The organism is Stenotrophomonas sp. STEN056 (assembly GCF_056759635.1).
The window spans coordinates 16,255-38,975 of sequence record NZ_JBRRDL010000025.1 but is presented as its reverse complement, the minus strand read 5'-3'; the positions used below and the strand labels follow the sequence as shown (position 1 = coordinate 38,975).

Annotated in this window: 21 protein-coding genes; 20 read left to right on the top strand and 1 reads right to left on the bottom strand. The window is 65.6% G+C overall.

The genetic code is table 11. The annotated features are described in order from the left end of the window. Window positions 1-13: 13 nt before the first annotated feature. The 15 genes from ACVOLO_RS13360 (at window position 14) to pncB (ending at window position 15,787) form a co-directional block, all read left to right on the top strand. Window positions 14-1,885: a S8 family peptidase gene (locus tag ACVOLO_RS13360; protein ID WP_481570799.1), complete on the top strand. Its 1,872-nt coding sequence runs from the start codon at window positions 14-16 to the stop codon at window positions 1,883-1,885. Window positions 1,886-2,244: 359 nt separating this feature from the next. Further along, on the top strand, window positions 2,245-3,909 hold the full coding sequence (gene gspE / locus ACVOLO_RS13355) for a type II secretion system ATPase GspE (protein WP_481570804.1): 1,665 nt from the start codon (window positions 2,245-2,247) through the stop codon (window positions 3,907-3,909). A 31-nt stretch (window positions 3,910-3,940) separates the two neighbouring features. Further along, window positions 3,941-5,158: a type II secretion system protein XpsF gene (gene xpsF, locus ACVOLO_RS13350; RefSeq protein WP_481570798.1), complete on the top strand. Its 1,218-nt coding sequence runs from the start codon at window positions 3,941-3,943 to the stop codon at window positions 5,156-5,158. Between the two features lie 28 nt (window positions 5,159-5,186). Beyond that, the gene (gene gspG / locus ACVOLO_RS13345; protein WP_481570797.1) at window positions 5,187-5,615 is read left to right on the top strand and encodes a type II secretion system major pseudopilin GspG; all 429 of its coding nucleotides are present in this window, start codon (window positions 5,187-5,189) and stop codon (window positions 5,613-5,615) included. Window positions 5,616-5,668: 53 nt separating this feature from the next. Next, window positions 5,669-6,136, top strand: coding sequence for a type II secretion system protein XpsH (gene xpsH, locus ACVOLO_RS13340; RefSeq protein WP_481570796.1), 468 nt, complete (start codon window positions 5,669-5,671; stop codon window positions 6,134-6,136). Then, the gene (gene xpsI / locus ACVOLO_RS13335) at window positions 6,133-6,525 is read left to right on the top strand and encodes a type II secretion system protein XpsI (protein WP_481570795.1); all 393 of its coding nucleotides are present in this window, start codon (window positions 6,133-6,135) and stop codon (window positions 6,523-6,525) included. Before xpsH ends, xpsI begins: the two co-directional genes overlap by 4 nt. Then, window positions 6,522-7,166, top strand: coding sequence for a prepilin-type N-terminal cleavage/methylation domain-containing protein (locus tag ACVOLO_RS13330; protein WP_481570794.1), 645 nt, complete (start codon window positions 6,522-6,524; stop codon window positions 7,164-7,166). The genes xpsI and ACVOLO_RS13330 overlap by 4 nt, the downstream gene beginning before the upstream one ends. 2 nt (window positions 7,167-7,168) lie before the next feature. Further along, on the top strand, window positions 7,169-8,020 hold the full coding sequence (locus tag ACVOLO_RS13325) for a type II secretion system minor pseudopilin (RefSeq protein WP_481570803.1): 852 nt from the start codon (window positions 7,169-7,171) through the stop codon (window positions 8,018-8,020). Next, complete coding sequence (locus tag ACVOLO_RS13320) at window positions 8,017-9,144, top strand: PilN domain-containing protein (RefSeq protein WP_481570793.1); 1,128 nt, start codon at window positions 8,017-8,019, stop codon at window positions 9,142-9,144. The genes ACVOLO_RS13325 and ACVOLO_RS13320 overlap by 4 nt, the downstream gene beginning before the upstream one ends. Then, the gene (gene gspM / locus ACVOLO_RS13315; RefSeq protein WP_481570792.1) at window positions 9,119-9,730 is read left to right on the top strand and encodes a type II secretion system protein GspM; all 612 of its coding nucleotides are present in this window, start codon (window positions 9,119-9,121) and stop codon (window positions 9,728-9,730) included. The genes ACVOLO_RS13320 and gspM overlap by 26 nt, the downstream gene beginning before the upstream one ends. Continuing rightward, a complete protein-coding gene (locus tag ACVOLO_RS13310) occupies window positions 9,720-10,400 on the top strand; it encodes a type II secretion system protein XpsN (protein ID WP_481570791.1) in 681 nt (226 codons plus the stop codon). Before gspM ends, ACVOLO_RS13310 begins: the two co-directional genes overlap by 11 nt. Before the next feature lie 9 nt (window positions 10,401-10,409). Then, a complete protein-coding gene (gene gspD, locus ACVOLO_RS13305; protein WP_481570790.1) occupies window positions 10,410-12,614 on the top strand; it encodes a type II secretion system secretin GspD in 2,205 nt (734 codons plus the stop codon). 50 nt (window positions 12,615-12,664) lie between these two features. Beyond that, complete coding sequence (locus ACVOLO_RS13300; RefSeq protein ID WP_481570789.1) at window positions 12,665-13,525, top strand: glycosyltransferase family 2 protein; 861 nt, start codon at window positions 12,665-12,667, stop codon at window positions 13,523-13,525. Next, window positions 13,522-14,355, top strand: coding sequence for a glycosyltransferase family 2 protein (locus ACVOLO_RS13295; protein WP_481570788.1), 834 nt, complete (start codon window positions 13,522-13,524; stop codon window positions 14,353-14,355). The genes ACVOLO_RS13300 and ACVOLO_RS13295 overlap by 4 nt, the downstream gene beginning before the upstream one ends. Before the next feature lie 247 nt (window positions 14,356-14,602). Then, window positions 14,603-15,787: a nicotinate phosphoribosyltransferase gene (gene pncB, locus ACVOLO_RS13290; protein ID WP_481570787.1), complete on the top strand. Its 1,185-nt coding sequence runs from the start codon at window positions 14,603-14,605 to the stop codon at window positions 15,785-15,787. Between the two features lie 253 nt (window positions 15,788-16,040). Here pncB and ACVOLO_RS13285 read toward each other — a convergent pair whose 3' ends face one another. Continuing rightward, on the bottom strand, window positions 16,041-16,385 hold the full coding sequence (locus ACVOLO_RS13285) for a hypothetical protein (protein WP_481570786.1): 345 nt from the start codon (window positions 16,383-16,385) through the stop codon (window positions 16,041-16,043). A gap of 401 nt (window positions 16,386-16,786) precedes the next feature. Here ACVOLO_RS13285 and ACVOLO_RS13280 point away from each other — a divergent pair, with 401 nt between their 5' ends. From ACVOLO_RS13280 to ACVOLO_RS13260, 5 genes are all read left to right on the top strand, one after another. Beyond that, window positions 16,787-17,317 carry a fimbrial protein gene (locus ACVOLO_RS13280; protein WP_481570785.1) on the top strand — a complete coding sequence of 177 codons (531 nt, stop codon included), beginning with the start codon at window positions 16,787-16,789 and terminating at the stop codon, window positions 17,315-17,317. Between the two features lie 72 nt (window positions 17,318-17,389). Further along, complete coding sequence (locus ACVOLO_RS13275) at window positions 17,390-18,115, top strand: fimbrial biogenesis chaperone (protein WP_481570784.1); 726 nt, start codon at window positions 17,390-17,392, stop codon at window positions 18,113-18,115. Between the two features lie 51 nt (window positions 18,116-18,166). Beyond that, on the top strand, window positions 18,167-20,785 hold the full coding sequence (locus tag ACVOLO_RS13270; protein ID WP_481570783.1) for a fimbria/pilus outer membrane usher protein: 2,619 nt from the start codon (window positions 18,167-18,169) through the stop codon (window positions 20,783-20,785). Beyond that, window positions 20,776-21,789: a fimbrial protein gene (locus tag ACVOLO_RS13265; protein WP_481570782.1), complete on the top strand. Its 1,014-nt coding sequence runs from the start codon at window positions 20,776-20,778 to the stop codon at window positions 21,787-21,789. The genes ACVOLO_RS13270 and ACVOLO_RS13265 overlap by 10 nt, the downstream gene beginning before the upstream one ends. A 142-nt stretch (window positions 21,790-21,931) precedes the next feature. Further along, window positions 21,932-22,717 (top strand): DUF3667 domain-containing protein, encoded by a 786-nt coding sequence (locus ACVOLO_RS13260; protein ID WP_481570781.1) that lies wholly within the window; start codon window positions 21,932-21,934, stop codon window positions 22,715-22,717. Window positions 22,718-22,721: the final 4 nt, after the last annotated feature.

Genomic DNA, 22,721 nt, shown 5'->3' with positions numbered 1-22,721 from the left:
CGAGAGATCGAACATGAAGAAGAAGACCAAGCTTGGAATGGCAGTGGCAGGTGTCGTGCTGATGGCTTCAATTGGCGTTCCCATGGCGACAGCGGCAACTGCCGGCAGCCTGCCCACGCGCCCGCTCAGCTCTGCGCCCGCTGCGGGTGAAGGTGGCTACCGCTTCATCGTCAAGTACCGTGCCGGTTCCAGCGAGCTGCGTGATGCGGCCAGGGCCAACCAGGGCATCAGTGCCGCTGCCGCCCGCGCCGGTTTGAACCGTGCGGTGCCGGCCATGGGGCGCTCGGCCGCGCGTCCGGCCGCCAGCGCCGCGCTGCTGCGTCGCATGGGCAGCCCGGGCTGGGCGGTGGTCAAGACCTCACGTTCGCTCGATACCGCCGAGTCAGCCCAGTTCATCAGTGAGATGAAGGCCAATCCGGCCGTGGAAAGCGTGGAGGTCGATCGTCTGTACCACCACATGGGCACCGAATCACCGAGCTTCACCCCGAATGATCCGCAGACCTTCGCGCAGTGGAACTTCTACAACGCACTCAGTGGCGTGAATGCGACCGAGGCATGGGATATCTCGCAGGGTGATGGCGTGGTGGTGGCGGTGATCGATACCGGCATCACCCAGGGCAACCCGGATCTGCAGAACAATGTCATCCCCGGTTACGACATGATCAGCGACAAGCGCATTTCACGTCGCGATACCGATGACCGTGTCGCAGGTGGCTGGGACATCGGTGACTGGGTGGAAGCCAACTACTGCACCGGCTGGGCCACGGGTGACCAGCACGCGGCCGACACCAGTTCCTGGCATGGCAGCCATGTCGCGGGCACCGTCGCGCAGGAGACCAACAACGGCGTGAACATGGCCGGCCTGGCCTTCAAGTCGAAGGTGATGCCGGTGCGTGTGCTGGGCTCGTGCGGTGGCTTCGGCAGTGACATCTCCGACGGCATCATCTGGGCCTCCGGTGGCACCGTGCCGGGCCTGCCGGCCAACCCGAACCCGGCCGAAGTCATCAACATGAGCCTGGGCAGTGGTTCGCCGGCAAGTTGCCCGGCGCTCTACCAGGAGGCGATTGACCAGGCCATCAGCCGCGGCAGCATCATCGTGGTGGCGGCCGGCAACGACAATGCCAATGCCGGCAGCTACACGATGTCCTCGTGCAACAACGTCATCTCGGTGGGTGCCACCGGCTTCAACGGTGGCAAGACGTACTACTCCAACTACGGGCCGCGCGTGGACCTGTCCGCGCCGGGCGGCAATGCCGAGTCGGGCAACAACGGCTGGATCTTCCAGGTGATCAACCGTGGCACGCAGGGCCCGACCAACGAGTGGGCGCCGATGGGCATGGTCGGCACGTCGATGGCATCGCCGCATGTGGCTGCTGCGGCGGCGATGGTACAGAGCGTGGTGGATACGCCACTGACCTGGGTGCAGATGCGCGACCTGCTCAAGTCCACGGTCAAGCCGTTCCCGGTGGCGATCCCGGCCGCGACGCCGATCGGTGTCGGCATCCTGGACATCAAGGCCGCGCTGGACAAGGCCACCACGCCGCCGTGCGATCCGAACGTGGAAGAGTGCGGCCCGGTTGCCACGCCGTTGGTCAACAAGGTGGCCGTCACCGGCCTGGCGGGCAGCGCCGGCAACGAAGTGCTGTACAGCTTCGAGGCCGAAGCCGGCAAGGTGCTGACCTTCATGACCTACGGTGGCACCGGCAACGTGTCGTTGTATGTAAGCCACGACAAGGAGCCGACCGCCGCAGCCTCCGACGCGCATTCCACCCGTGCCGGCAACAGCGAGACCGTGCGCTTCACCACGCCGAAGGCAGGCACGTACTACGTCAAGCTGGTTGGAGCGGCCTCTTACTCGGGCGTGAGCCTGGTGGCCCGCCAGTAAGCGATCTACCGTAGCAGCACAGAACCCCGGCCATGCCGGGGTTCTGTGTTTTTGAGGGGCCACGCCTGGCGTGTGTGCAGCACCGCCACGCGGTGCCTGGGTCTCATCCCTGCCGCTGTCGTGTACCCGCGAGGATGTACCCGTATTGATGTCACGCCGATGCACAGTAAAGGCCTTGCCGCCGGCCTTCGCTGGCGCACCCATGCGCAGGGCGCAATGACGGCATATCCGTCCGACGTGATGCCCCGAATGGCAGGGCCGAACTGCTAAAGTTCCTGCACCTACAGGAGGATTGCGTGAACGCGGCAGCCCACCACGTCCAACAAGCGCCCACGCCCGCCGACAGCGTCGTTGCCGAGCTGCTCGCGCAGGGCCGGCTCAAGGAGGCCGACCTGCTGCGTGCCCGGCAGTTGCACCTGGAATCCGGTGGCGATCTGCTGGTGCTGTTGGCCCGGCTGGGGCTGGTGTCCGAGCGCGACCACGCCGAAGCCTGCGCAAAGGTACTGGGCCTGCGCCTGCTGCCGGCCCGCGAACTGCCCGAGCAGCCACCGGAGCTGGTGGAAGGCGCCGAGCCGGTGCCGCTGCGTTTTCTGAAGCAGTTTCTGGTGTTGCCGCTGGGCGAGCAGCAAGGGCGCATCCGCCTGTGGATGGCCGATCCGCAGGATGACTACGCACGCAATGCCATCGCCCTGGCCACCGGCTGTGATGTGGCGCCGGTCATTGGCCTGCGCAGTGAGATAGATGAAGTGATCGAGCGCTGGCACGGCCAGGGCCGCAGCGCGATGGGCACCATTCTGGAATCGGCCGATGGCGAAGCCGTGCCGCTGGATGACATCGAGCATCTGCGTGACCTGGCTTCCGAAGCGCCGGTCATCCGCCTGGTGAACCTGCTGATTCAACGCGCGGTGGAACTGCGTGCGTCGGATATCCACATCGAGCCGTTCGAGAACCGCCTCAAGGTGCGTTATCGCGTCGATGGTGTGTTGATTGATGGCGAAAGCCCGCCGGTGAACCTCACCGCCGCGGTGATCAGCCGCATCAAGATCATGGGCAAACTCAACATCGCCGAACGTCGCCTGCCGCAGGATGGGCGCATCATGCTGCGCGTGCAGGGCAAGGAGCTGGATCTGCGTGTCAGCACAATGCCTACCGCGCACGGCGAGAGCGTGGTGATGCGCCTGCTCGACCGCGAGGCAGTGGTGTTTGATTTCCAGCGGCTGGGTTTCTCCGAGGATTTCCTGCCGCAGTTTCGCAAGGTGCTCAACCAGCCGCACGGCATCCTGCTGGTCACCGGCCCCACCGGCTCGGGCAAGACCACCACGCTGTACACCGCGCTCAGTCAGCTCAATACCGACAAGGTGAAGATCATCACCGTCGAGGATCCGGTTGAGTACCAGCTCGAAGGCATCAACCAGATCCAGGCCAAGCCGCAGATCGGGCTGGATTTTGCCAACGCGCTGCGCAGCATCGTGCGTCAGGACCCGGACATCATCATGATCGGCGAAATGCGCGACCTGGAAACCGCACGCATCGCCATCCAGTCCGCACTCACCGGCCACCTGGTGCTGTCCACCCTGCATACCAACAACGCCGCCGGCGGCATCACCCGCCTGCTGGACATGGGTGTGGAAGACTACCTGCTCACGTCCACCATCAACGGCATCCTCGCCCAGCGCCTGGTGCGTAAGCTGGAACCGACGCATGCACAGCGTTACCCCGCTTCGGCCGAGGAAATTGAACGCTTCAACCTGCGCCGCTACCAGCCGCAGGGCGACATTCACCTGTATCGGCCGCAGCCCTCCGCGGCTGCGCCCACCGGCTACAAGGGCCGCACCACCATTGTTGAATTCCTGGTGATGAACGACGAACTGCGCAACGCGGTGATGCGCAAGGCCGGCATGGGCGAGATCGAGCAGCTGGCGCGTGCAGCCGGCATGCGCACCATGTACGAAGACGGCATCGTCAAGGCATTGCGTGGTGAAACCACGCTGGAAGAAGTGCTGCGCGTCACGGAGGATGCATGAGCCGTCGCCTGCACCGGGAGCTGCTGCGCTGATGCCGCTGTACCGCTACAAGGCGCTCGATGCCCATGGCGAAATGCTGGACGGGCAGATGGACGCGGCCAGCGACGCCGAAGTCATCGCACGCCTGCAGGAGCAGGGCCATCTGCCGGTGGAAACCAGGCTCGCCACCGGCTCCGCGCTGGAAGGTGCCAGTTGGAAGCAATGGCGCCAGCGGCCGTTTTCCGGTGCTGCACTGGTGCAGTTCACCCAGCAGCTGGCGACCCTGCTCGGTGCCGGGCAACCGCTGGATCGTGCACTTTCCATCCTGCTGGACACGCCCGAGGACGCGCGCTCGCGCCGGGTGATCGGCGATATCCGCGATGCGGTGCGCGGTGGCGCGCCGCTGTCGCAGGCGATGGAGCGTCAGCACGGCTTGTTCTCGCGGCTGTACGTCAACATGGTGCGCGCCGGTGAAGCCGGCGGCAGCCTGCACGAAACCCTGCAGCGCCTGGCCGACTACCTGGAACGCAGCCAGGAGCTGAAGGCGCGTGTCATCAATGCCTTGATCTACCCGGCCATCCTGCTGCTGGTGGTCGGCGGCGCGCTGCTGTTCCTGCTGGGCTATGTGGTGCCGCAGTTCGCGCTGATGTACGAAAGCCTGGATGTCACCTTGCCGTGGTTCACCAACGCGGTGCTTGCGGCTGGTTTGTTCGTGCGGCAATGGTGGCTGGTGTTCGTGGTGGTGCCGGCGCTGGTGCTGTTGTGGATGGAACGCAAACGCCGTGATGCGGAGTTCCGTCTCGCCTTTGACGGTTGGCTGCTGCGTCGGCCGATGATCGGCGGCCTGGTTGCCAAGCTGGAAACCGCGCGGCTTGCGCGCACGCTGGGCACCTTGCTGCGCAACGGCGTGCCGCTGCTCTCTGGCTTGGGCATCGCCCGCAACGTGCTGGGTAACCGCGCCTTGGCAGCAGATGTTGCCGACGCCGCCGACGCGGTGAAGAACGGCGCCGGCCTGGCTGCATCGCTTGCCCGCAATGGCCGCTTTCCGCGGCTGGCGCAGCAGATGATCCAGGTGGGTGAGGAATCCGGCACGCTGGAAAACATGCTGCTCAAGACCGCCGACACCTTCGAGCAGGAAAGCGCGCGTGCCATCGACCGCATGCTCGCCGCGCTGGTGCCGGTGATCACCCTGGCGCTGGCCTCGGTGGTGGGCGTGGTGATCATCGCGGTGTTGGTGCCGCTGTACGACCTGACCAATGCAATCGGCTGAACGTGACATGCAACCAAGGATGCAACCCATGAAGCGAACCCTGAAACAACCGGCCTCACGCGCGCGCCAGGCCGGCATGAGCCTGCTGGAGATCATCATCGTCATCGTCCTGATTGGCGCCGTGCTCACCCTGGTGGGCAGCCGCGTGCTGGGCGGTGCCGACCGGGGCAAGGCCAACCTCGCCAAGACGCAGATCCAGACCTTGGCCGGCAAGGTGGAAAACTTCCAGCTCGACACCGGCCGCCTGCCGGCCAAGCTTGATGACTTGGCCACGCAGCCGGCGGGCAGCAGCGGTTGGCTGGGCCCCTATGCCAAGCCGGCCGAGTTCAATGATCCCTGGGGCCATCCCATCGAGTACCGCGCGCCGGGCGAAGGGCGCCCGTTCGATCTGATCAGCCTGGGCAAGGACGGCCAGCCCGGCGGTGACAGTTACAACGCCGACATCCGCTACGAATAAGCCTGATGCCGTGCCGGTTTTCCACACTCACTCGCCTGCCCGCAGGGGCGGCAATGCGCCGCCGTCGCGATGCGATGCGCGGGGTGTCGCTGTTGGAAATGCTGCTGGTGCTGGCCCTGGTTGCCGCCATCGCATTGCTGGCGGCAACGGCGTTGAATGGTGGCTTAGAGGGCATGCGCTTGCGTGCGGCGGGCAAGTCACTGGCGGCCGAATTGCGCCATGTACGCACCCGCGCGATTGCCACTGGCGTCCCGCAGCAGTTCGAGTTGGACATGCGCAGCCGCCGCTGGCAAGGCGCGGAAGGGCGGCATGGGGAGCTGCCGGCCGCGCTGACAGTGCGCTACACCGGCGCGCGGCAGGTGCAGAGCCGCAGTGACGTGGGGGTAGTGCGTTTTTTCGAGGATGGCGCATCCACCGGCGGGCGTATCGAGCTGGTCGCAAAGCGCGCGGTCTGGCGCATCGACATCGGCTGGATCACCGGCGAAGTCCGCGCCGGCCCATTGCGTGGTGACGGCGCGTGAAGCACCAGCGCGGGTATTCGTTGATTGAAGTGATCGTCGCCTTCGCCTTGATGGCCCTGGCGGCGACCTTGCTGCTGGGCAGTTTGTCCGGCGCCGCGCGTCAGGTGCGCATGGCCGATGAGCAGGGGCGTGCAGCCCTGCATGCCGAATCCTTGCTGGCCACCATTGGCATGGATGGGCCGCTGGTTGCCGGCAAAAAGCAGGGCGAATGGGAGCAGGGCCGCTACCGCTGGTCGCTGCAGGTAGCGCCGTATGTTGAACCACGCCAGGCTGGCTCGCGTCTGTGGCAACTGGATCTGCAGGTGCGTTGGGGCGAAAGCGCAGCCGAGCAACTGCAGTGGCGCACGCTGCGCCTGCGCACGGATGCCGTGGCGGGGGCGACGCCGTGAGCCGCTCCGCATCGGCCGCGCGCGGCTTCACCTTGATCGAGGTGCTGTTGGCCACCGTGTTGTTGGCCGCCGGCATGGCACTGGCATTTGCCATCGTGCGTTCAACACTGGCCATCAGCACGCGTGGCGAAGCCATCGCCAGCCAGAACGAGCGCATGCGCGGGGTTGAAGGCTTCCTGCGCCGCCGTCTGGTTTCGGCGATGCCGCTGCCGATGGAAACCGACCGGATCAGCGGGGCTGCCACGGTGTTCAGTGGCGACGCACAAGGCATGCGTTTCATTGCCGATGTTCCTGATTATCTGGGCCGTGGCGGCCCGTATGTGCACACCCTGGAAGTCAGCGGTGAAGCGCCGTCGCAGCAGTTGAAGATAGGCCTGACCCTGCTGCAGGCAGGCCAGCAGGTGCCGGAGAATCCACCGCGCGGCATGGAACTGCTGGCCGACAATCTCAAGCAGGTGCGCCTGCGCTATCGCGGCATCGACCCGGCCACCAATCAGCTCGGTGACTGGCAGGCGCAGTGGCAAGTGCCTGGGCGCATGCCGCAATGGGTGTCCATTGAAGTGATGCCGGCCAGCGGCGCGCCGTGGCCGCCGCTGCTGGTGGCCTTGCCACAGCAGGGCGCGCCGGGGAGTTGGCAATGAACATGCGCGGCGCGGCCCTGGTGTTGGTGTTGTGGATGATCGCCCTGTTGGCGGCGACGATTGGCGCCTTCGCACTGAGTGCGCGCGTGGAATACATGCAGGGGCGGGTGACGGCCGACCTGGGCGGTGGCCAGCAGATTGCCCACGCCGGCATTGATTACGCACTATCGCGCATGCGTGCCACGCCCACGCAACCCAGCTGGCATGCCGATGGGCGTCGCTACCGCTGGCAGTTTGCTGGCCGCAGCGTGGACCTGCGCATCGTCGATGAAACCGGCAAGGTGGATCTGAACCAGGCCGATCGTCCCCTGCTGGAAGGCCTGCTGCGCGCGCTCGCGGTGGAGCCGGCGCGTGCCACCCAGGTGGCGGGGGCGATCCTGGACTGGCGCGACGCCGATGATCTCAAGCAACCCAGCGGCGGTGCCGAAAGCGCGGACTATGCCGCCGCCGGTTACCCCTACGGCGCCAAGAACGCGCGCTTTGACAGCATTGGCGAACTGCAGCGCCTGCTCGGCATGGATGCGGCGCTGTACACGCAGATGGCGCCGCTGGTGACTGTGTTTGGCGGCAGTCGTCCCAATCCGCGCTTTGCCGCCGCGCCGGTATTGACGGCGCTGGGCATGGATGCGGCGCAGGTGATCGCCCAGCGCGAACGGGGAGACGCCGCCGGCGGCATCGGCCAAACTCCAGCGGGCGGTGCCGGCGGCAGCGGCACTTATAGTGTCGACAGCCGGGTGCAGCTGGGGAACGGCCGGGTGGCGGTGCTGCGCGGCGTGGTCCGGCTGGCGCCGCAGGGCGCGCAGGGTACAGCGTACACAGTGTTACGGTGGGAACAGGGAGCGGTGGCGAGATGACGGCGTTGCGCGAGAGGCTGGGACAGTGGGGAGCACGCATCGCACCGGGAGCCGGCGGCTTCTGGGCGTGGTGGAAGTGCGCGTTGCTGTCATGGTTGCCACCGCGCTGGCAGGCCTTGCTGGGCCTGTCGGATGCCCGCCTGCTGCTGTCCCCGCAGGCGGGCCGCATTGAAGTGCTGCAGGCACACGATGGCCAGTTGCGGCCGTTGGCATTGCTGCCGGACCCCTCCAGCCCACAGGCACTGGATGCCGCCGTGCCGGCGCGCGAAGCCCATCTGCCACGCGTTGCGTTGTTGCCGGCCCATGCGGTGCTGCGCAAACCGATGCGCCTGCCCGCGGCGGCCGAGGCGCGCCTGCATGATGTGCTGGGTTTTGAGATTGACCGGCAAACGCCGTTCAACGCAGACCAGGTGTATTTCGATGTGCGCCTGCTCGGGCGGCGTGGCGATGGGCAGCTGGATACCGAACTGGTGGTGGCGCCTCGTCACGCCGTCGAGTCGCTGCTGTCACCGCACGAGGTGTGGCAGGGCCAGCTTGACGGCGTGGATGTGGCCGGCGCAGACGGCGCACCGCTGGGGGTGAACCTGTTGCCCGCGGCGCAGCGCCGACAACGGCAGGATCCCATGCGCCGGCTCAACCGCATGCTGGTGCTGGGCACACTGGTACTGCTGGTGCTGGCGGGCTGGCAACTGCTGGACAACCGCCGCACGGCAGCGACGCAGCTGGCTGCGCAGGTGGAGTCCAACGCCGTCCGTGCCCGCGCGGTCGCCGCGCAGCGGCAGCAGTTGCAGGATCTGGTCGATGGCCACGCCTTCTTTGCCGCGCAACGCGCGCAGCAGCCCAGTGCCACCGAGGTCATCAATGAACTCAGTCGTCGGCTTGACGATGACACCTGGCTGGAAAAACTTTCCATCGAAGGCGGCCGTCTGCAGTTGATCGGCATGAGCGGCAGTGCCTCATCGCTGGTCTCAAAACTGGAAGGCTCCACGCTGTGGAAGACACCGTCGTTGACCGGCGTATTGCAGGCCGGTGGTGGCAGCAAGCGCGAGCGCTTCACCCTCACTGCCGAACTGCTGGCACCCCGACCGGAGGCCGCCAATGGCGCCGCAGCCCACACGCCGTGACCGTTGGCTGGCCCTGGGCCTGTTGCTTGCCGTGATCGGCGCGGTCTATCTGTTGGTCGTGCATCCGCTGTGGACGCAGCCGGTGCTGGCGGTGGATGCGCAGATCGCCAGCCTGCACGAACGCCAGCAGCGCATCGGCATCCAGTTGCTGCAGGCACCGAAGGTGGCGCAGCGGCTGCAGCAGGCACAACAGGTGTTGGCCGAACAACCTGGCTTCATGTCCGAAGCGTCGGCCGAGCTGGCCACCTCGCGGCTGGTGCAGCGCCTGGAAGAGGCGGCGCGACAGGCCAGCCCCGACAACCGCAGTTGCGCCATCAGCGACCGTTCGCCGTTGCCGGCCGATACCAGCGGCCGTTTCGTACGCGTTGCGGTGCAGGCGCGTCTGCGTTGTGGCATGAGCGAATGGATGACGGTGTTGCAGGCCCTGGAAACCGGCACCCCACAGTTGCGCGTGGACCGTCTGGACATCCTCGCCTCGGCGGTGGGGCCAGAAGGAGGCAATGGCCTGGACGTGAACTTTGAACTCAGTGGCTATCTGCGCCCGGGCGTCGCCGCCCCCGCTGCGGAGGTGACCGATGCGCAATGACGTCGCGGGCCTGCGCACCTGGTTGCTGGTGGCGGTTGGCGCCTGGGCGCTGGCGGTCTGGGCGGCCACATTGTTCGGGCTCGGCAGCCGCCTTGCTGGGACGCCGGTGCCGGCTCAGCTGCGGGCGTTGCCGGCCGTGCCGGCTGCCGATGCGGCGGCCGCGCGCGCGGTGGACAACGCCGAAGCCCTGGCCAGGCCCCTGTTTGCCAGTGATCGCCGGCCGCATCCGTTTGTCATGGGCGAAAGCGGGCAGGCCACGGTTGGCTCGGTGCGGTTGAGCGGTGTGTTGATCACCCCGGGCCTGGAAATGGCCACGCTCACCACCGAGCAGGGCAAGTCGCTGCGCCTGCGCATGGGCGGCGAACCGCAGGAAGGCTGGCAACTGTTGTCCTTGCAGCCCCGCAGTGCCGTGGTCAGCGGGCCATCGGGCACGCTCAATCTTGAATTGCAGGTGTTCAGTACGGGCCCGGCACAGCAGGGCGAAAACACACCGCCGCCGCTGCCAGCCCCCGCCACTGCAGCACCGCCACCGCCCAGCAGTGCGCCTGTCGCTGAACCTGCAGCGGCGCCTACGGCCGAGCAGATCCAGGCCATCCGCGAGCGCATCCAGGCCCGTCGCCGGCAGGCGCAACAGAACCAGAACGGCAGCTCCGGCCGCCAGAACCCGTAGAGTGAGCGCATGACGTCACGCATAGTTCCCATCACCCTGCTGATCGGCGCCCTGAGCGGCTGTGCCACCACGCCGGTGCCGGATATCCGCCGCAACGCGCCCAGCGCCGAGCTCACCACGCCTGCGGCAGGCGAGCCGGCCAACACCCGTGGGCTGGAATCGGCCGAGGCGCCACAGGCCGAAAGTGGACAGGGCCGCGCGGTTATTCGTCGCGGCAATGGCACCGTCATCAACCGCGCCGCTGCCGCTGCACCGTCGCCGGTGTTGTCATCGGCCGGCAACGGCAGTGCGGTGTTCAACTTCGAGGGCGAATCGGTACAGGCCGTCACCAAGGCCATCCTTGGCGACATGCTGGGCCAGAACTACGTCATCGCCCCGACCGTGCAGGGCACGGTCACCTTGGCCACGCCCAAGCCGGTGTCGCCGGCACAGGCATTGAACCTGCTGGAAATGGTGCTGGGCTGGAACAATGCCCGGCTGATCTACAGCGGCGGCCGTTACAACGTGATTCCGGCGGACCAGTCACTGGCTGGCACGGTGGCGCCGAGTACCGCGCCGGCATCGGCCGCTCGCGGGTATGAGGTGCGGGTAGTGCCGCTGCAGTTCATCTCCGCCGCTGAAATGAAGAAGGTGCTGGAACCCTACGCACGGCCCAATGCCATTGTCGGCATTGATGGCGCACGCAACGTCATCACCCTGGGCGGTACGCGCACCGAGCTGGAAAACTACCTGCGCACGGTGGAAATCTTCGACGTGGATTGGTTGTCGGGCATGTCGGTGGGCGTGTTCCCGCTGCAGTCCGGCCGCGCCACGCAGGTGGCCGGCGATCTGGAAAAGGTGTTCGGCGAGAGCAGCAAGACACCCAGCGCCGGAATGTTCCGTTTCATGCCGCTGGAAAACGCCAATGCGGTGCTGGTGATCACACCGCAGGCGCGTTACCTGGACCAGATCCAGCAATGGCTGGACCGCATCGACAGCGCAGGCGGCAGTGCCCGCTTGTTCTCGTATGAGTTGAAGTACATCAAGGCCAAGGACCTTGCCGAGCGTTTGGCCGAAGTGTTCGGGGCCAGCACTGCAGCGGGAGGAAGCCGCAGCAGCGCGCCGGTCTCGCTGGTGCCCGGTGCGGTGCCGTCGCAGCTGGAGAGCAGCAGCTCGGCCGCATCGGACGGGCTTGGCCAGGATGGCAAGGCAAGCGGTGGCAGCGATGGCAGCATGAGCCTGCCGCAGCGCGAGCAGGGCAACGTCAGCGTCAACCTGGAAGTCGGTGGCGACCAGGTGGGCGTATCGGCCGTGGAGGAAACCAATGCCCTGCTGGTGCGTTCCACACCGCAGGCCTGGCGGTCAATCCAGGAAGTGATCGAGAAACTGGATGTGATGCCGCTGCAGGTTCATATCGAGGCGCAGGTTGCCGAAGTGGCCTTGAACGGCGAGCTGAGTTACGGCGTCAACTGGTACTTCGAGAACGCGGTCAACCGGCCGGTTGCTGACGGCGGTGCGGGCCTGCCCAGCGCGGCCGGGCGTGACATCTGGGGTACCTACGCCGGTGCCATTACCGGCGGCAGCGGCCTGGGCTGGACCTTCCTCGGCCGCAATGCCGCCGCGGTGGTAAGCGCGCTGGACAAGGTGACCGACCTGCGCCTGCTGCAGACGCCCTCCATCTTCGTGCGCAACAACGCCGAGGCCACGCTCAACGTGGGCGACAAGGTGCCGATCAACACGGTGTCGGTGAACAGCAGTGGCGTGAGCGACAACACCTACAGTCAGGTGCAGTACATCGACACCGGCGTGATTCTCAAAGTGCGGCCGCGGGTGACCCGCGACGGCATGGTGTTCATGGACGTGGTGCAGGAAGTGAGCAGCGCCGCGGATGTGCCGACCAACTGCGATCCCTCCAAGAGTTCGTGCAATCCACGGATTTCCACCCGCAAACTGGCCACCGAAGCGGCGGTGCAGAGCGGTGACACCATCATGATGGCGGGCCTGATCACCGACAGCGCCACCAATGGCCACAACGGCGTGCCCGGGTTGAGCCGCATCCCGGTGCTGGGCGCGCTGTTCGGCAACAAGACCCGCAGCAGCCGGCGTACCGAAGTGATCGTGCTGTTGACCCCGACCATCGTCCGCAACGGCCAGGAGTCGCGTGACCTCACCGACGAATACAGCCAAAAGTTCCGCGCGATGGAGCCGATCAATAGACCGCGACAGAAGCCGTGATGCATGCCGGTGCGCACCCGGCCCGGTGCGCCTGATCTGAACCGAAGGGGGTGGGAGTGATCGTGTTGCTGCCGGTGGGCGTGGACGACGACGCGCTGGATCGATGCCTTGCCGCGCTGGATCAAACCACCCCGGCAGGCACCTCGGTGTGGCTGGCCGATGACGCCCAGGCCGGGCCGCGCGCGCAGGCCGTGGTCGAACACTGGCTGGCACAGACGCCCTTGCAGGCCGAGTACACCCGCCGCGCACGCGCGCTGGGCGAAGCCGCACACCTGGATGAAATGCTGCGCGCCTGTGATGGGCTGGATGTGGCGGTGCTGGCTCCGGACAGTCTGCCGACGCCGGGTTGGCTGCAGCAGTTGCAGGCCTGCCTGGCACGGGATGCTTCCATTGCCACGGCCACGCCGTGGAGCAATGCCGGCGAGTCGGTGTCCTGGCCACGCGTGGGCGAGGTGAACCCGCTGCCTGCCGAACCGCAGCGGCTGGCGCAGGCGTTGTCGGCGATGCCCCTGTTGCACCCGGAACTGCCCTCGGCGGTGACGCATGCCGTGTTGATCCGTGGCAGTGCCCGCCAGCGCGCCGGTGGGCTGGACATCCACAGCTATGGCTCATGGTATGCCGCGCTGGTGGACCTGAGCCTGCGCATGTCCGGGCTGGGCTGGCGCAATGTGCTGTGTGACAACGCCTTTGTCGGCCGCACGGAAGAAGGGCGGCCGGCCGAGGGCGACATGGAAGTGCTGGGCAACCGCTGGCCGACCTGGACTGCACGCTTGGCGGGCTTCCTGATGCACGATCCGCTGGACGCGCATCGCCAGCACCTGCAGGCGCTGTACGGGCAGGCGATAATGCCGCAAGCCCAGCGCGATCTCTTTGAAGCCTGTGGTTCCAATCCAGGTGCGGAGCAGGTGTGAGCGAGTCGATTGCCGTCGTTGTTGTCAGTTACCAGAGTTCAAGCACGCTCGATGCCTGCCTGCAGCGTCTGCGCGCGGCGCAGGATGTAAGCGAGATCCGCGTGGTGGACAACAATTCCAGCGACGACTCGGTGGATATCGCCCAGCGGCATGCGCTGGTTGATGCGCGTGTGCGTTTCATCGCCAACCCCGACAACCCCGGCTTTGCCACCGCCTGCAATCAGGGTGCCGACGACTGCCAGGCGCCATGGCTGGCCTTCATCAACCCCGACCTGATGGTGGAACCGCAGACGCTGGCACAGCTGCGTGAACTCGGCCGTCCCCTGGGTGATTGCCTGCTGGGCGTGGAGCAGGTGGACGAACAAGGCAATGCCGATGCCGCGGTGCGCCGGCGCGATCCGGATTTCGGCGCCATGTTGCGCAGCCCGGGTGCGGGCTCGCGGCTTGCGGTGGCGGCGGATCATTCGCAGCCGTTGCAACAGGTGCAGGCGCTGTCCGGCGCGTTGCTGTTGATGCCCCGCAGCCTGTTTGTGCGTCTGGGCGGCTGGGACAGCGGCTACCGCCTGCATGCCGAAGACCTGGACCTGTGCCGCCGCGCGCGTGAAGCCGGCGCGACCGTGGCCATCGCCAACGCATTGCAGGTGGTGCATGTGCGTGGTGTCTCCAGCCGCGCGCGGCCATTCTTCGTGGAATGGCACAAGCACCGGGGGCTGTGGCGTTACTTTCGCAAGTTTGAAGCCCCCCGGCGCAGCCTGCCGGTACGTGCGGGCGTGTGGTGTGCGATCTGGGCACACGCCGCACTGCAGGTGCCGCGCCTGCTGCTGCGCTGAATCCCCGCGCAGGAACGGCCTGGGCCACGAAGACGACCGTGCCCGGAGCCTGCATGCATCGCGCAATCGCATAGGGCAGCGGCCCATGTGGCTTCATCGGCTTCGCGGCCCAGGTTGCTCCTGCGGCATGCATGCGTTCGACCGTGCTGCCGGTACTGCGCCTGGCGCACAGGCCGCTGCCATGGCAGGTGAACAAGCGCCCGGGTCTTCGCATTGCCGCCATCGCCGGCAGCGCATAATGCCGGGCATGATCATCCAATCCCTGCTCGACACCGACCTCTACAAATTCACGATGATGCAGGCGGTGCTGCATCAGCACCCTGGCGCCATCGTCCAGTACAGGTTCAAGTGCCGCACGCAGGGCATTGACCTTGCGCAGTACCTGGACGAAATCAACGCCGAGATCGACCACCTGTGCAGCCTGCGCTTCGGGCGCGAGGAGCTGGAATACATGCGCCGGCTGCGCTTTGTGAAGCCGGACTTCGTCGACTTCCTCGGGTTGTTCCACCTGGACCGCAAGTACATCGACTTGCGCGCTTCGCAGACCGTGCCCGGTGAGATCGAGCTGGACATCACCGGCCCGTGGCTGCACACCATCATGTTTGAAGTGCCGCTGCTGGCCATCATCAACGAGGTGTGGTTCCGCAATACCAGCAGCACCGATTTCAGCGAGGGCGAGCGCCGGCTGCAGGCCAAGACCGCACTGCTGCGCGACACGCCCGGTTTCGAGCAATGCCGCATCGCCGACTACGGCACCCGCCGGCGTTACTCACGGCAATGGCACGGCACCATGCTGCCCATGCTGCGCGATGCGCTGGGCGCGCAGTTCGTGGGCACCAGCAACGTGTACTTCGCACGCATGTATGGCATGACTCCGCACGGCACCATGGCGCACGAATACCTGCAGGCATTCCAGGCACTGGGCCCGCGTCTGCGTGATTCGCAGGTGGCGGCGCTGGAATCGTGGGCGCGCGAGTACCGGGGCGACCTGGGAATTGCGCTGTCCGACGTGGTGGGGCTGGATGCGTTCCTGCGCGACTTCGACACTTATTTCTGCAAGCTGTTCGATGGCGTGCGCCACGACTCGGGCGACCCCTTCAGCTGGGGCGACCGCATGCTGGCGCACTTCAAGGCCAACCGCACGGACCCGACCAGCAAGATCCTGGTGTTCAGCGATGGCCTGAACATCGAAAAAGTGATGCAGCTGTTCGACTACTTCCGTGGCCGCTGCCAGGTGGCGTTCGGCGTGGGCACGCACCTCACCAACGACCTGGGCCCGACACCACTGAACATCGTCATCAAGATGGTCCGCTGCAACGGCCAGCCGGTGGCCAAGCTCAGTGATTCGCCGGGCAAGAGCATGTGCGATGACCCGGGTTACCTGGCCTACCTGCGGCAGGTGTTCCAGGTGCCGTTGCCCGAAAGCGAGTGATCAACCGCAGCTGTTGCGCGGTTGCGCGCAATCGGTGACCTCGCAAGGAGGGGCCGGCATGCCCGTGCTCGCCTTTTGACGGCGGACTGTCCGCGCCAGCGTGGGTACAGTTTCTACTTCGGGGCAGGCCTCTGCTGCCGTGCGGGCAGCAGAGGCGAATGCTGCAGCAGGGGCAGGCATCACTGCGCCCTTGCGTTGCCTGCCATGGCTGGTTCTGGCTGAAGGCAGTGCTGTTGGTGCGGGCCGGTTTGTCTCACGGGTAGTCAATGACTACCAGGTATGGCCCGCCCCTGGGGATGTCGATCTGATAACGGTCGGAAAATGTCCGTTCGCCTGTACCTGGAACCCGTGCCGACAGCTGCGGTGCTTTTGCGGCTGTTTCCGCCGAAAAAACGCGGGGTTCCTGCCGCTGCAGGGTGACGCGCAGGTCCTTGGCCGAGGCCGGGCAGGCATTGAGCTGCAGCTGTTGATGTCCGCTCAGGGCAGGTGTGCATACCGGATCAACGACACGGCCGCTGAAGCGCACCGTGCCACTTTGTGCGGTGGCCAGTGCGCTGATCGAAAGCAGTGTCGCACCCAGCAAATTAGCCGTTTTCATGTGCTTTCTCCGCTTCTTCGGAGAACTGAGTAAGCGCCATTCCGCAGGCGCGCAACAGCGCCAAGATGTAAATCTGTAGCGGGCGACACGGTTTGGTGCGCATTGTTTTCATGCACCGTCGATGCGGGCAGGGGCGCCGTTTACGGCCAGTCCCACGGCGCGCGCTGCCTGTTGCGTGGCGTGCTGGCTAGCGGGTTCGCACAGTGCTGTCAAACAGGGCGGCCGCAGGCTGCCGAATAATCGAAGCCACACTTTTTTCTAGACTTGCGTCACGGAATTGCGCGATGGCGAGGTTCCGGGCAGTAGGTGTGGCGCAAGGAAGGGCAACTGTTTTGAACCAAGGTACTCCTTGCTTCACCCCTCTATTTTTCAATTCCTATTAGTGGGGTTAGGTACCAGCAATGCGTAAGATCACTCTTCTCCCGATGTTGATGTTGGCGGCGGCTCCGATGGCTGCCAGTGCCGCTGACGGCACGATCACCTTCACCGGCACCATCACCGACAGGACCTGCACCATCGGAACCCCGGCCGGTGCGAGTTTTGCTGTCGCGCTGCCGACGGTTTCGACAAGCAGCCTGGCAACGGCCGGCGCGGTGGCCGGGCGCACGCCGTTCACCATCAGCCTGACCGGCTGTTCGGCCGGTAATGTGGGCACCTACTTCGAGCCGGGCAATACGGTTGACCTGAGCAGCGGCCGCTTGAACAACCAGGTGGCCCTCCCCACGGGTGCAGGCAACGTGCAGATCCAGCTGCTGGGTGACAACAGCCAGCGGTTGCCGGTGCAGGCGTCGCCGCAGCCGAACTCGCAGCGCGTCACCGTGGCTGCAGATGGCAGTGCCAACCTGAACTACTTCGCCGAGTACTACGCCACCGCCGCGGCCACGGCCGGTGACGTGAACACCAGTGTGCAGTACACGCTCGTCTACAACTGATCGCAGCCATCGCCGATGGCTGGCACTCCGGTGCCGGCCATCGGATAGAGCAACAGGGGGCAGGTGGGTTCGATGAAAGCTCTTTTCTTGAAGGCGCTGCTGCTGGCAGCGTTGGTATCGGTGTCGTGGTGCCCCACCGTGCATGCGGGGGTGGTAATCAACGGCACGCGGGTGGTGTATCCACAGCAGGCGCGTGAGGTCACCGTGCAGGTGAGCAATGCCGGCACGTTGCCGTCGTTGGTGCAGGCATGGGTGGACAGTGGTGACCCGGAACAGACGCCGGACACCAGCGATGCGCCGTTCCTGCTGATGCCGCCCATCGCCCGGGTGGAGCCCGAGCGCAGCCAGGCCTTGCGGCTGATCTTCTCCGGCGCCTCGTTGCCGGAAAACCAGGAGTCGCTGTTCTGGCTCAACATTCTGGATGTACCGCCGGCACCGGAACCCAGCGCCGAGGAACAGAATTTCCTGCAGGTGGCGTTCCGTTCGCGGGTGAAGCTCTTCTACCGGCCGCAGGGGCTGGAGGGCGAGGCCAATGACGCGCCGGCTGCGCTGCGCTGGCGCGTGGACGGTGATCGCCTGCATGTGGACAACCCCACGCCCTATCACGTGAGTTTTGCCGAGCTGCACATCGGCACCGCTGCAGGCGAGCGGCTGATCGAGGACAAGGGCGTGATGCTCGCGCCACGGCAGAGCCTGGACTTCCCTGCATCGGCCGGCGTTCGGCAGGTGCGCTTTTCCACCATCAATGACTACGGCGGCCGCGCGGAACGCATTGTGACCGTGGGTGATGGCAACTGAGCCATCGCGGTACCAACGGCTGCATAACGGCCCTCGCAAAGGAATGTCTGCGTGATTGCGAACAGATTGGCATTGGCGGTCCAGCAAGCCCTGGCGCGCGCTTCATCCCGGCCCGCCGCGGTGGTGCCGGGCTGGTGTGTGCTGCTGGCTGCGGCGTTGTTGCCGCAGCAGGTGCTGGCAGCGCCGGAGGTGAACCTGGGCGAGCAGGCCCTGATGGCCCGTGCCAGTGCAGGCACCGCGCCGGCATGGGCGCAGTTCAACCCGGATCTGTTGTCGGGGCAAAGCAAACACGTGGATCTGGGGGCCTTTGCCGAAGGCAATCCCATGGTGGCGGGCAACTATCGGCTTGATGTCTATGTCAACGGCGAATGGAAGGGCCGCCGCGACGTGGATTTCAAGGCCGACACCCAGGGCAGGGTTGATGCCTGCCTGGGGCTGGCCATGCTGGAAGAGCTGGGTGTGGACAGCAGCCAACTGGTGACGCCAGCGCAGGACGCATCGCTGCCGGCCAATGCATGCGTAGCGTTGAGCGAGCGCATGAAGGACGCGTTTGGCACCTACGACAGCGGCAACCTGCGCTATGACCTGAGCATTCCGCAGGTCTATCTGCACCGGCAGGCGCGGGGCTACGTCAACCCGGCCCTGTGGGACCGCGGCATCAATGCTGCCTTCATCGGCTATGCGTTCAATGCGGTGGACAATCAAAGCCGCCAGCCCGGCGGTGCGCGCAACCGCAATGCCTATCTGGGCTTGAATGCGGGCTTGAACCTGGGCGGCTGGCAGCTGCGGCACGATTCCAACCTGACCTGGGCTGAAGGCCAGGGCCGCCGCTGGCAGCGTATCGCCACCTACGCGCAACGTGCCTTGCCCTCGCTGGGCAGCATGTTGACCCTGGGCGAGGCGCACACCAGTGGTGAGCTGTTTGATTCGATCGGCTACCGCGGCGTGAGCCTGGTCAGTGATGACCGGATGCTGCCCGATTCGCTGCGCGGCTACGCGCCGGTGGTGCGCGGCATCGCCGAAACAAACGCAAAGGTGGAGATCCGCCAGAACGGGCAGTTGATCCACTCGATCACGGTTTCGCCGGGCAACTTCGTCATTGATGATCTGTACCCGACCGGCTACGGCGGTGGGCTTGAAGTCCGCGTGGTTGAAGCCGATGGCCGGCAGCGCGTGTTCAAGGTGCCCTATGGCTCGGTGACACAGATGCTGCGTGCCGGCGTGTCGCGTTATGCGTTGACGGTGGGCCAGGTGCGCGAGGAACAGGTGAACGATACGCCTTGGATGGCGCAGGGCATCTATCAGCGCGGCATGGGCAACCATCTCACCCTGTACGGCGGCAGCATGCTGGGCGAGGACTACGCATCGGTGCTGTATGGCGCCGGCGTGGCCACGTCCATCGGCGCCGTGTCCGCCGATGTCACTCATGCGCGGGCGACGCTGCTGGGCAACGACACGCGGCAGGGTTCAAGCGCACGGGTGAGTTACAGCAACCTCATCACCCAGACCGGCACCCATTTCACCCTGGCCGCATATCGCTACTCCACCCGTGGCTTCTTCAGCCTCAACGAGATGCTGCGCGCGCGTGCCGCACAGGCCAATGGCTGGAACCCGGACCTGAGCGGGCGCCAGCGCAGCCAGTTCCAGTTGACCGTGAACCAGGCACTGGGGCAGCGCGGTGGTGCACTGTATGCAAGCGGCTCGGTGCGGGATTTCCACGACAGGCCCGGCACCAGCAGCCAGTACCAGGTGGGCTACAACAACAGCTGGCGGTCGCTGAGCTATGGGCTTTCGGCGGTCCGTACCGAGGATGACCTGTTCGGCACGTCCGATACCCAGTACCTGTTGAGCGTGAGCGTGCCACTGGGCCGTGGCAGCCGGCTGCATTCGCTCACCGCCGATATCGGTACGCGGGAGGGACGCTACGACAACAGCCGTATCGGCATCGCCGGCAGTCATGGCGAGGACCACAGCCTGTCCTATGGCGCCACCCTGACGGACCGCCGCGACGGCGGCACTGCAAGCGCGGTCTATGCGGCCTACAGCGGCCGTTACGCAACACTGAGTGGCTCCTACAACCATGCCAGTGATTTCCGCCAGGCCACCCTGGGGGCGACCGGCAGCGTCCTGATGCATGCCGGTGGCATCACGTTGGCTCCGCAACGCGGCGACACCATGGTGCTGGTACAGGCACCGGGCGCGCGTGATGCGCGGGTGACCAATGCCAGCGGCCTGCGCGTGGATGGACGCGGCTATGCACTGGTGCCCTATGTCATGCCGTACCGCTTGAGCACCATCACCCTGGACCCGCGCGACATGTCGCACGAGGTGGAACTGCAGGCCAGCAGCCAGTCGGTGGCGCCATTTGCCGGCGCCATCAGCCGCCTGCGTTTTGAGACACGCAAGGGCCGCGCGCTGTTGATCCAGGTGCGAAGTGCGGACGGCCATGTGTTGCCACTCGGCGCGCAGGTCACCGATGCACAGGGCAACCTGCTGGGCATGGTCGGGCAGGGCGGCAAGGTCTATGTGCGCAGCGAGCACGATGCCGGCGCACTGCAGATTGCATGGGGCACGCAGGCACAGCAGCGTTGCAGCTTTGACTACCAAACCAACGGGCAGGGCGAGGCATCGTCAGCCGGCTTCATGACTCTGGAGGCAACATGCCGATGATCCGTTCACCACGCCGGGCCTGCATCGCCGGAGCAGTGCTGTTGTTGGGCAGTACGCTGGCGTTCTCCGCTGGTGCGTTTTGCAGGATGCATGCGCTGGATCAAACACACAATGTGAGTCTGGATACGGTTGGCAATCGGGTGGTGCCGGTGAAGGGGGATGTGGGTTTCTCGTTCCAGTCTTTTTTTGCTGCCGACTGGGAACCGTACCGGGTTGCCACCTGTGCATTCGATGGCAACATGCAATGGAGCATAGGGCCCAGCCTGCAACCTCAGCCAGGCTTCACGGGTGTCTACAAGACCAATGTCCCCGGGGTGGGTATCCGTATCCGTGTTGACGAAAAGCCGGTGCCGTGGCGCTTGGACATTGCCAAGACCTCGGACATGAGGCTGGCCGGCAGTGGTTACACGATCAATCTGGTCAGAACCGCACAGAACGTGGGCACCGGCCCGATCTTTCCGATGGGCACGTTGCTGGCAAGAGGGTATTTGAATGGCGATACCGTATTCCGGCCGTTCGCGGAACTGCGGATCGAGACGCTGGTGCAGATCAGCAACGTCTCCTGCGTGGCGACGACGGGCAACCCGGATTTCACGGTGAACATGGGCGATGAACCCCGTTCGACGTTCAAGGGCGTGGGCAGTGTCGGGCCTGCCAGGGATTTCAGTATCCGCCTGCGTTGCGAGGGCCCGGACCTGCGACTGGTGGGAGTGAGCCTGGATGCCGTGCGTGATCCGTCCAACCTGCCAGGCGTATTGCGGATCAGTAGTGGCGCTGATTCGGCCACAGGGGTGGGCATACAGATCGTGCGGCCGGTGGGGGGCAGTGAAACTCCGGTGGTCTTCAACCAGAAGATCACCATTGGCCAACCCGGTGGCACGGCACCCGGCGTCACGACAACGGTGGACTTGCCGCTGCGTGCGCGTTACATCCAGACCACGGCTGGCCCGGTGACCGGCGGCAAGGCCAGGGGAACGGCAACCTACACCATCCAGTATCTCTGAGCCGGCATGGCAGCGCATGATGCGTGAACCGCAGGCGAGCGCGGCGATGTCGTGCAGGGTGCGCACTGCCCTGCCACGCTGATGGATGGCTGCGCGCAACGCCGCCGTTCTAGAATGCGGCCTTGCCATCGGGGAAGGCTGCATGGGGATGCACGACAACAGCAGGTGTATCAATTGTGAGTGGGCCGTTGCCGGCACCGGGCAGAAATTCTGCCCAAACTGCGGCCAGCCCACGCCGGTGCATCGCATCGACTGGCACTTCCTCGGCCATGAGCTGGAGCACAGCGTGCTGCACATGGACCGCGGCATCCTGTATTCGCTCAAGCAGTTGATGCTGCGGCCGGGGGTGCTGTTGCGCGATTACATCGAGGGGCGGCGCGGCAACCAGGTCAAACCGTTGTTGCTGATCACGATGATGTCGGCGGCGGTGGTGCTGCTCAACAAGCTGGTCAGCGGCGGCAGCCTGATCGACGGGGGCGCTCACCAGGCCATTGCCACAGGCCAGGCGGTACCTGAGCAGCTGCAGCAGTTCATGCTGGCTTCGCGAACGGTGGGCGAGTGGATCAGTGGGCATTTCGCGGCGTTCACGCTGATGCTGTTGCCATTCGAGGCGCTGACGTTCTGGCTGGTGTTCCGCCGTTTCAGCAGGTTGAACTACCCGGAGTGGCTGGTGATAACCACCCTGTTGACCGTGCAGACCTTCGTCATCTGGCTCCTGCTGATCCCGCTGTACCGCTGGCTGCCCTATGCGCAGTCGTTGGCGGGCCTGATGGGCATGATCTACAGCGCTGCTTCGTTGATGCAGTTCTTCGCCACGCGCCCATTGCTGTCCACGTTGTGGCGCACGGTGGTGGCGCTGGGGGTGTTCTCGGTCACCAGCACCTTGCTGGTGCTGGTTGCAACGATCGTGGTGACGTGGCGAGCGTGAGCCA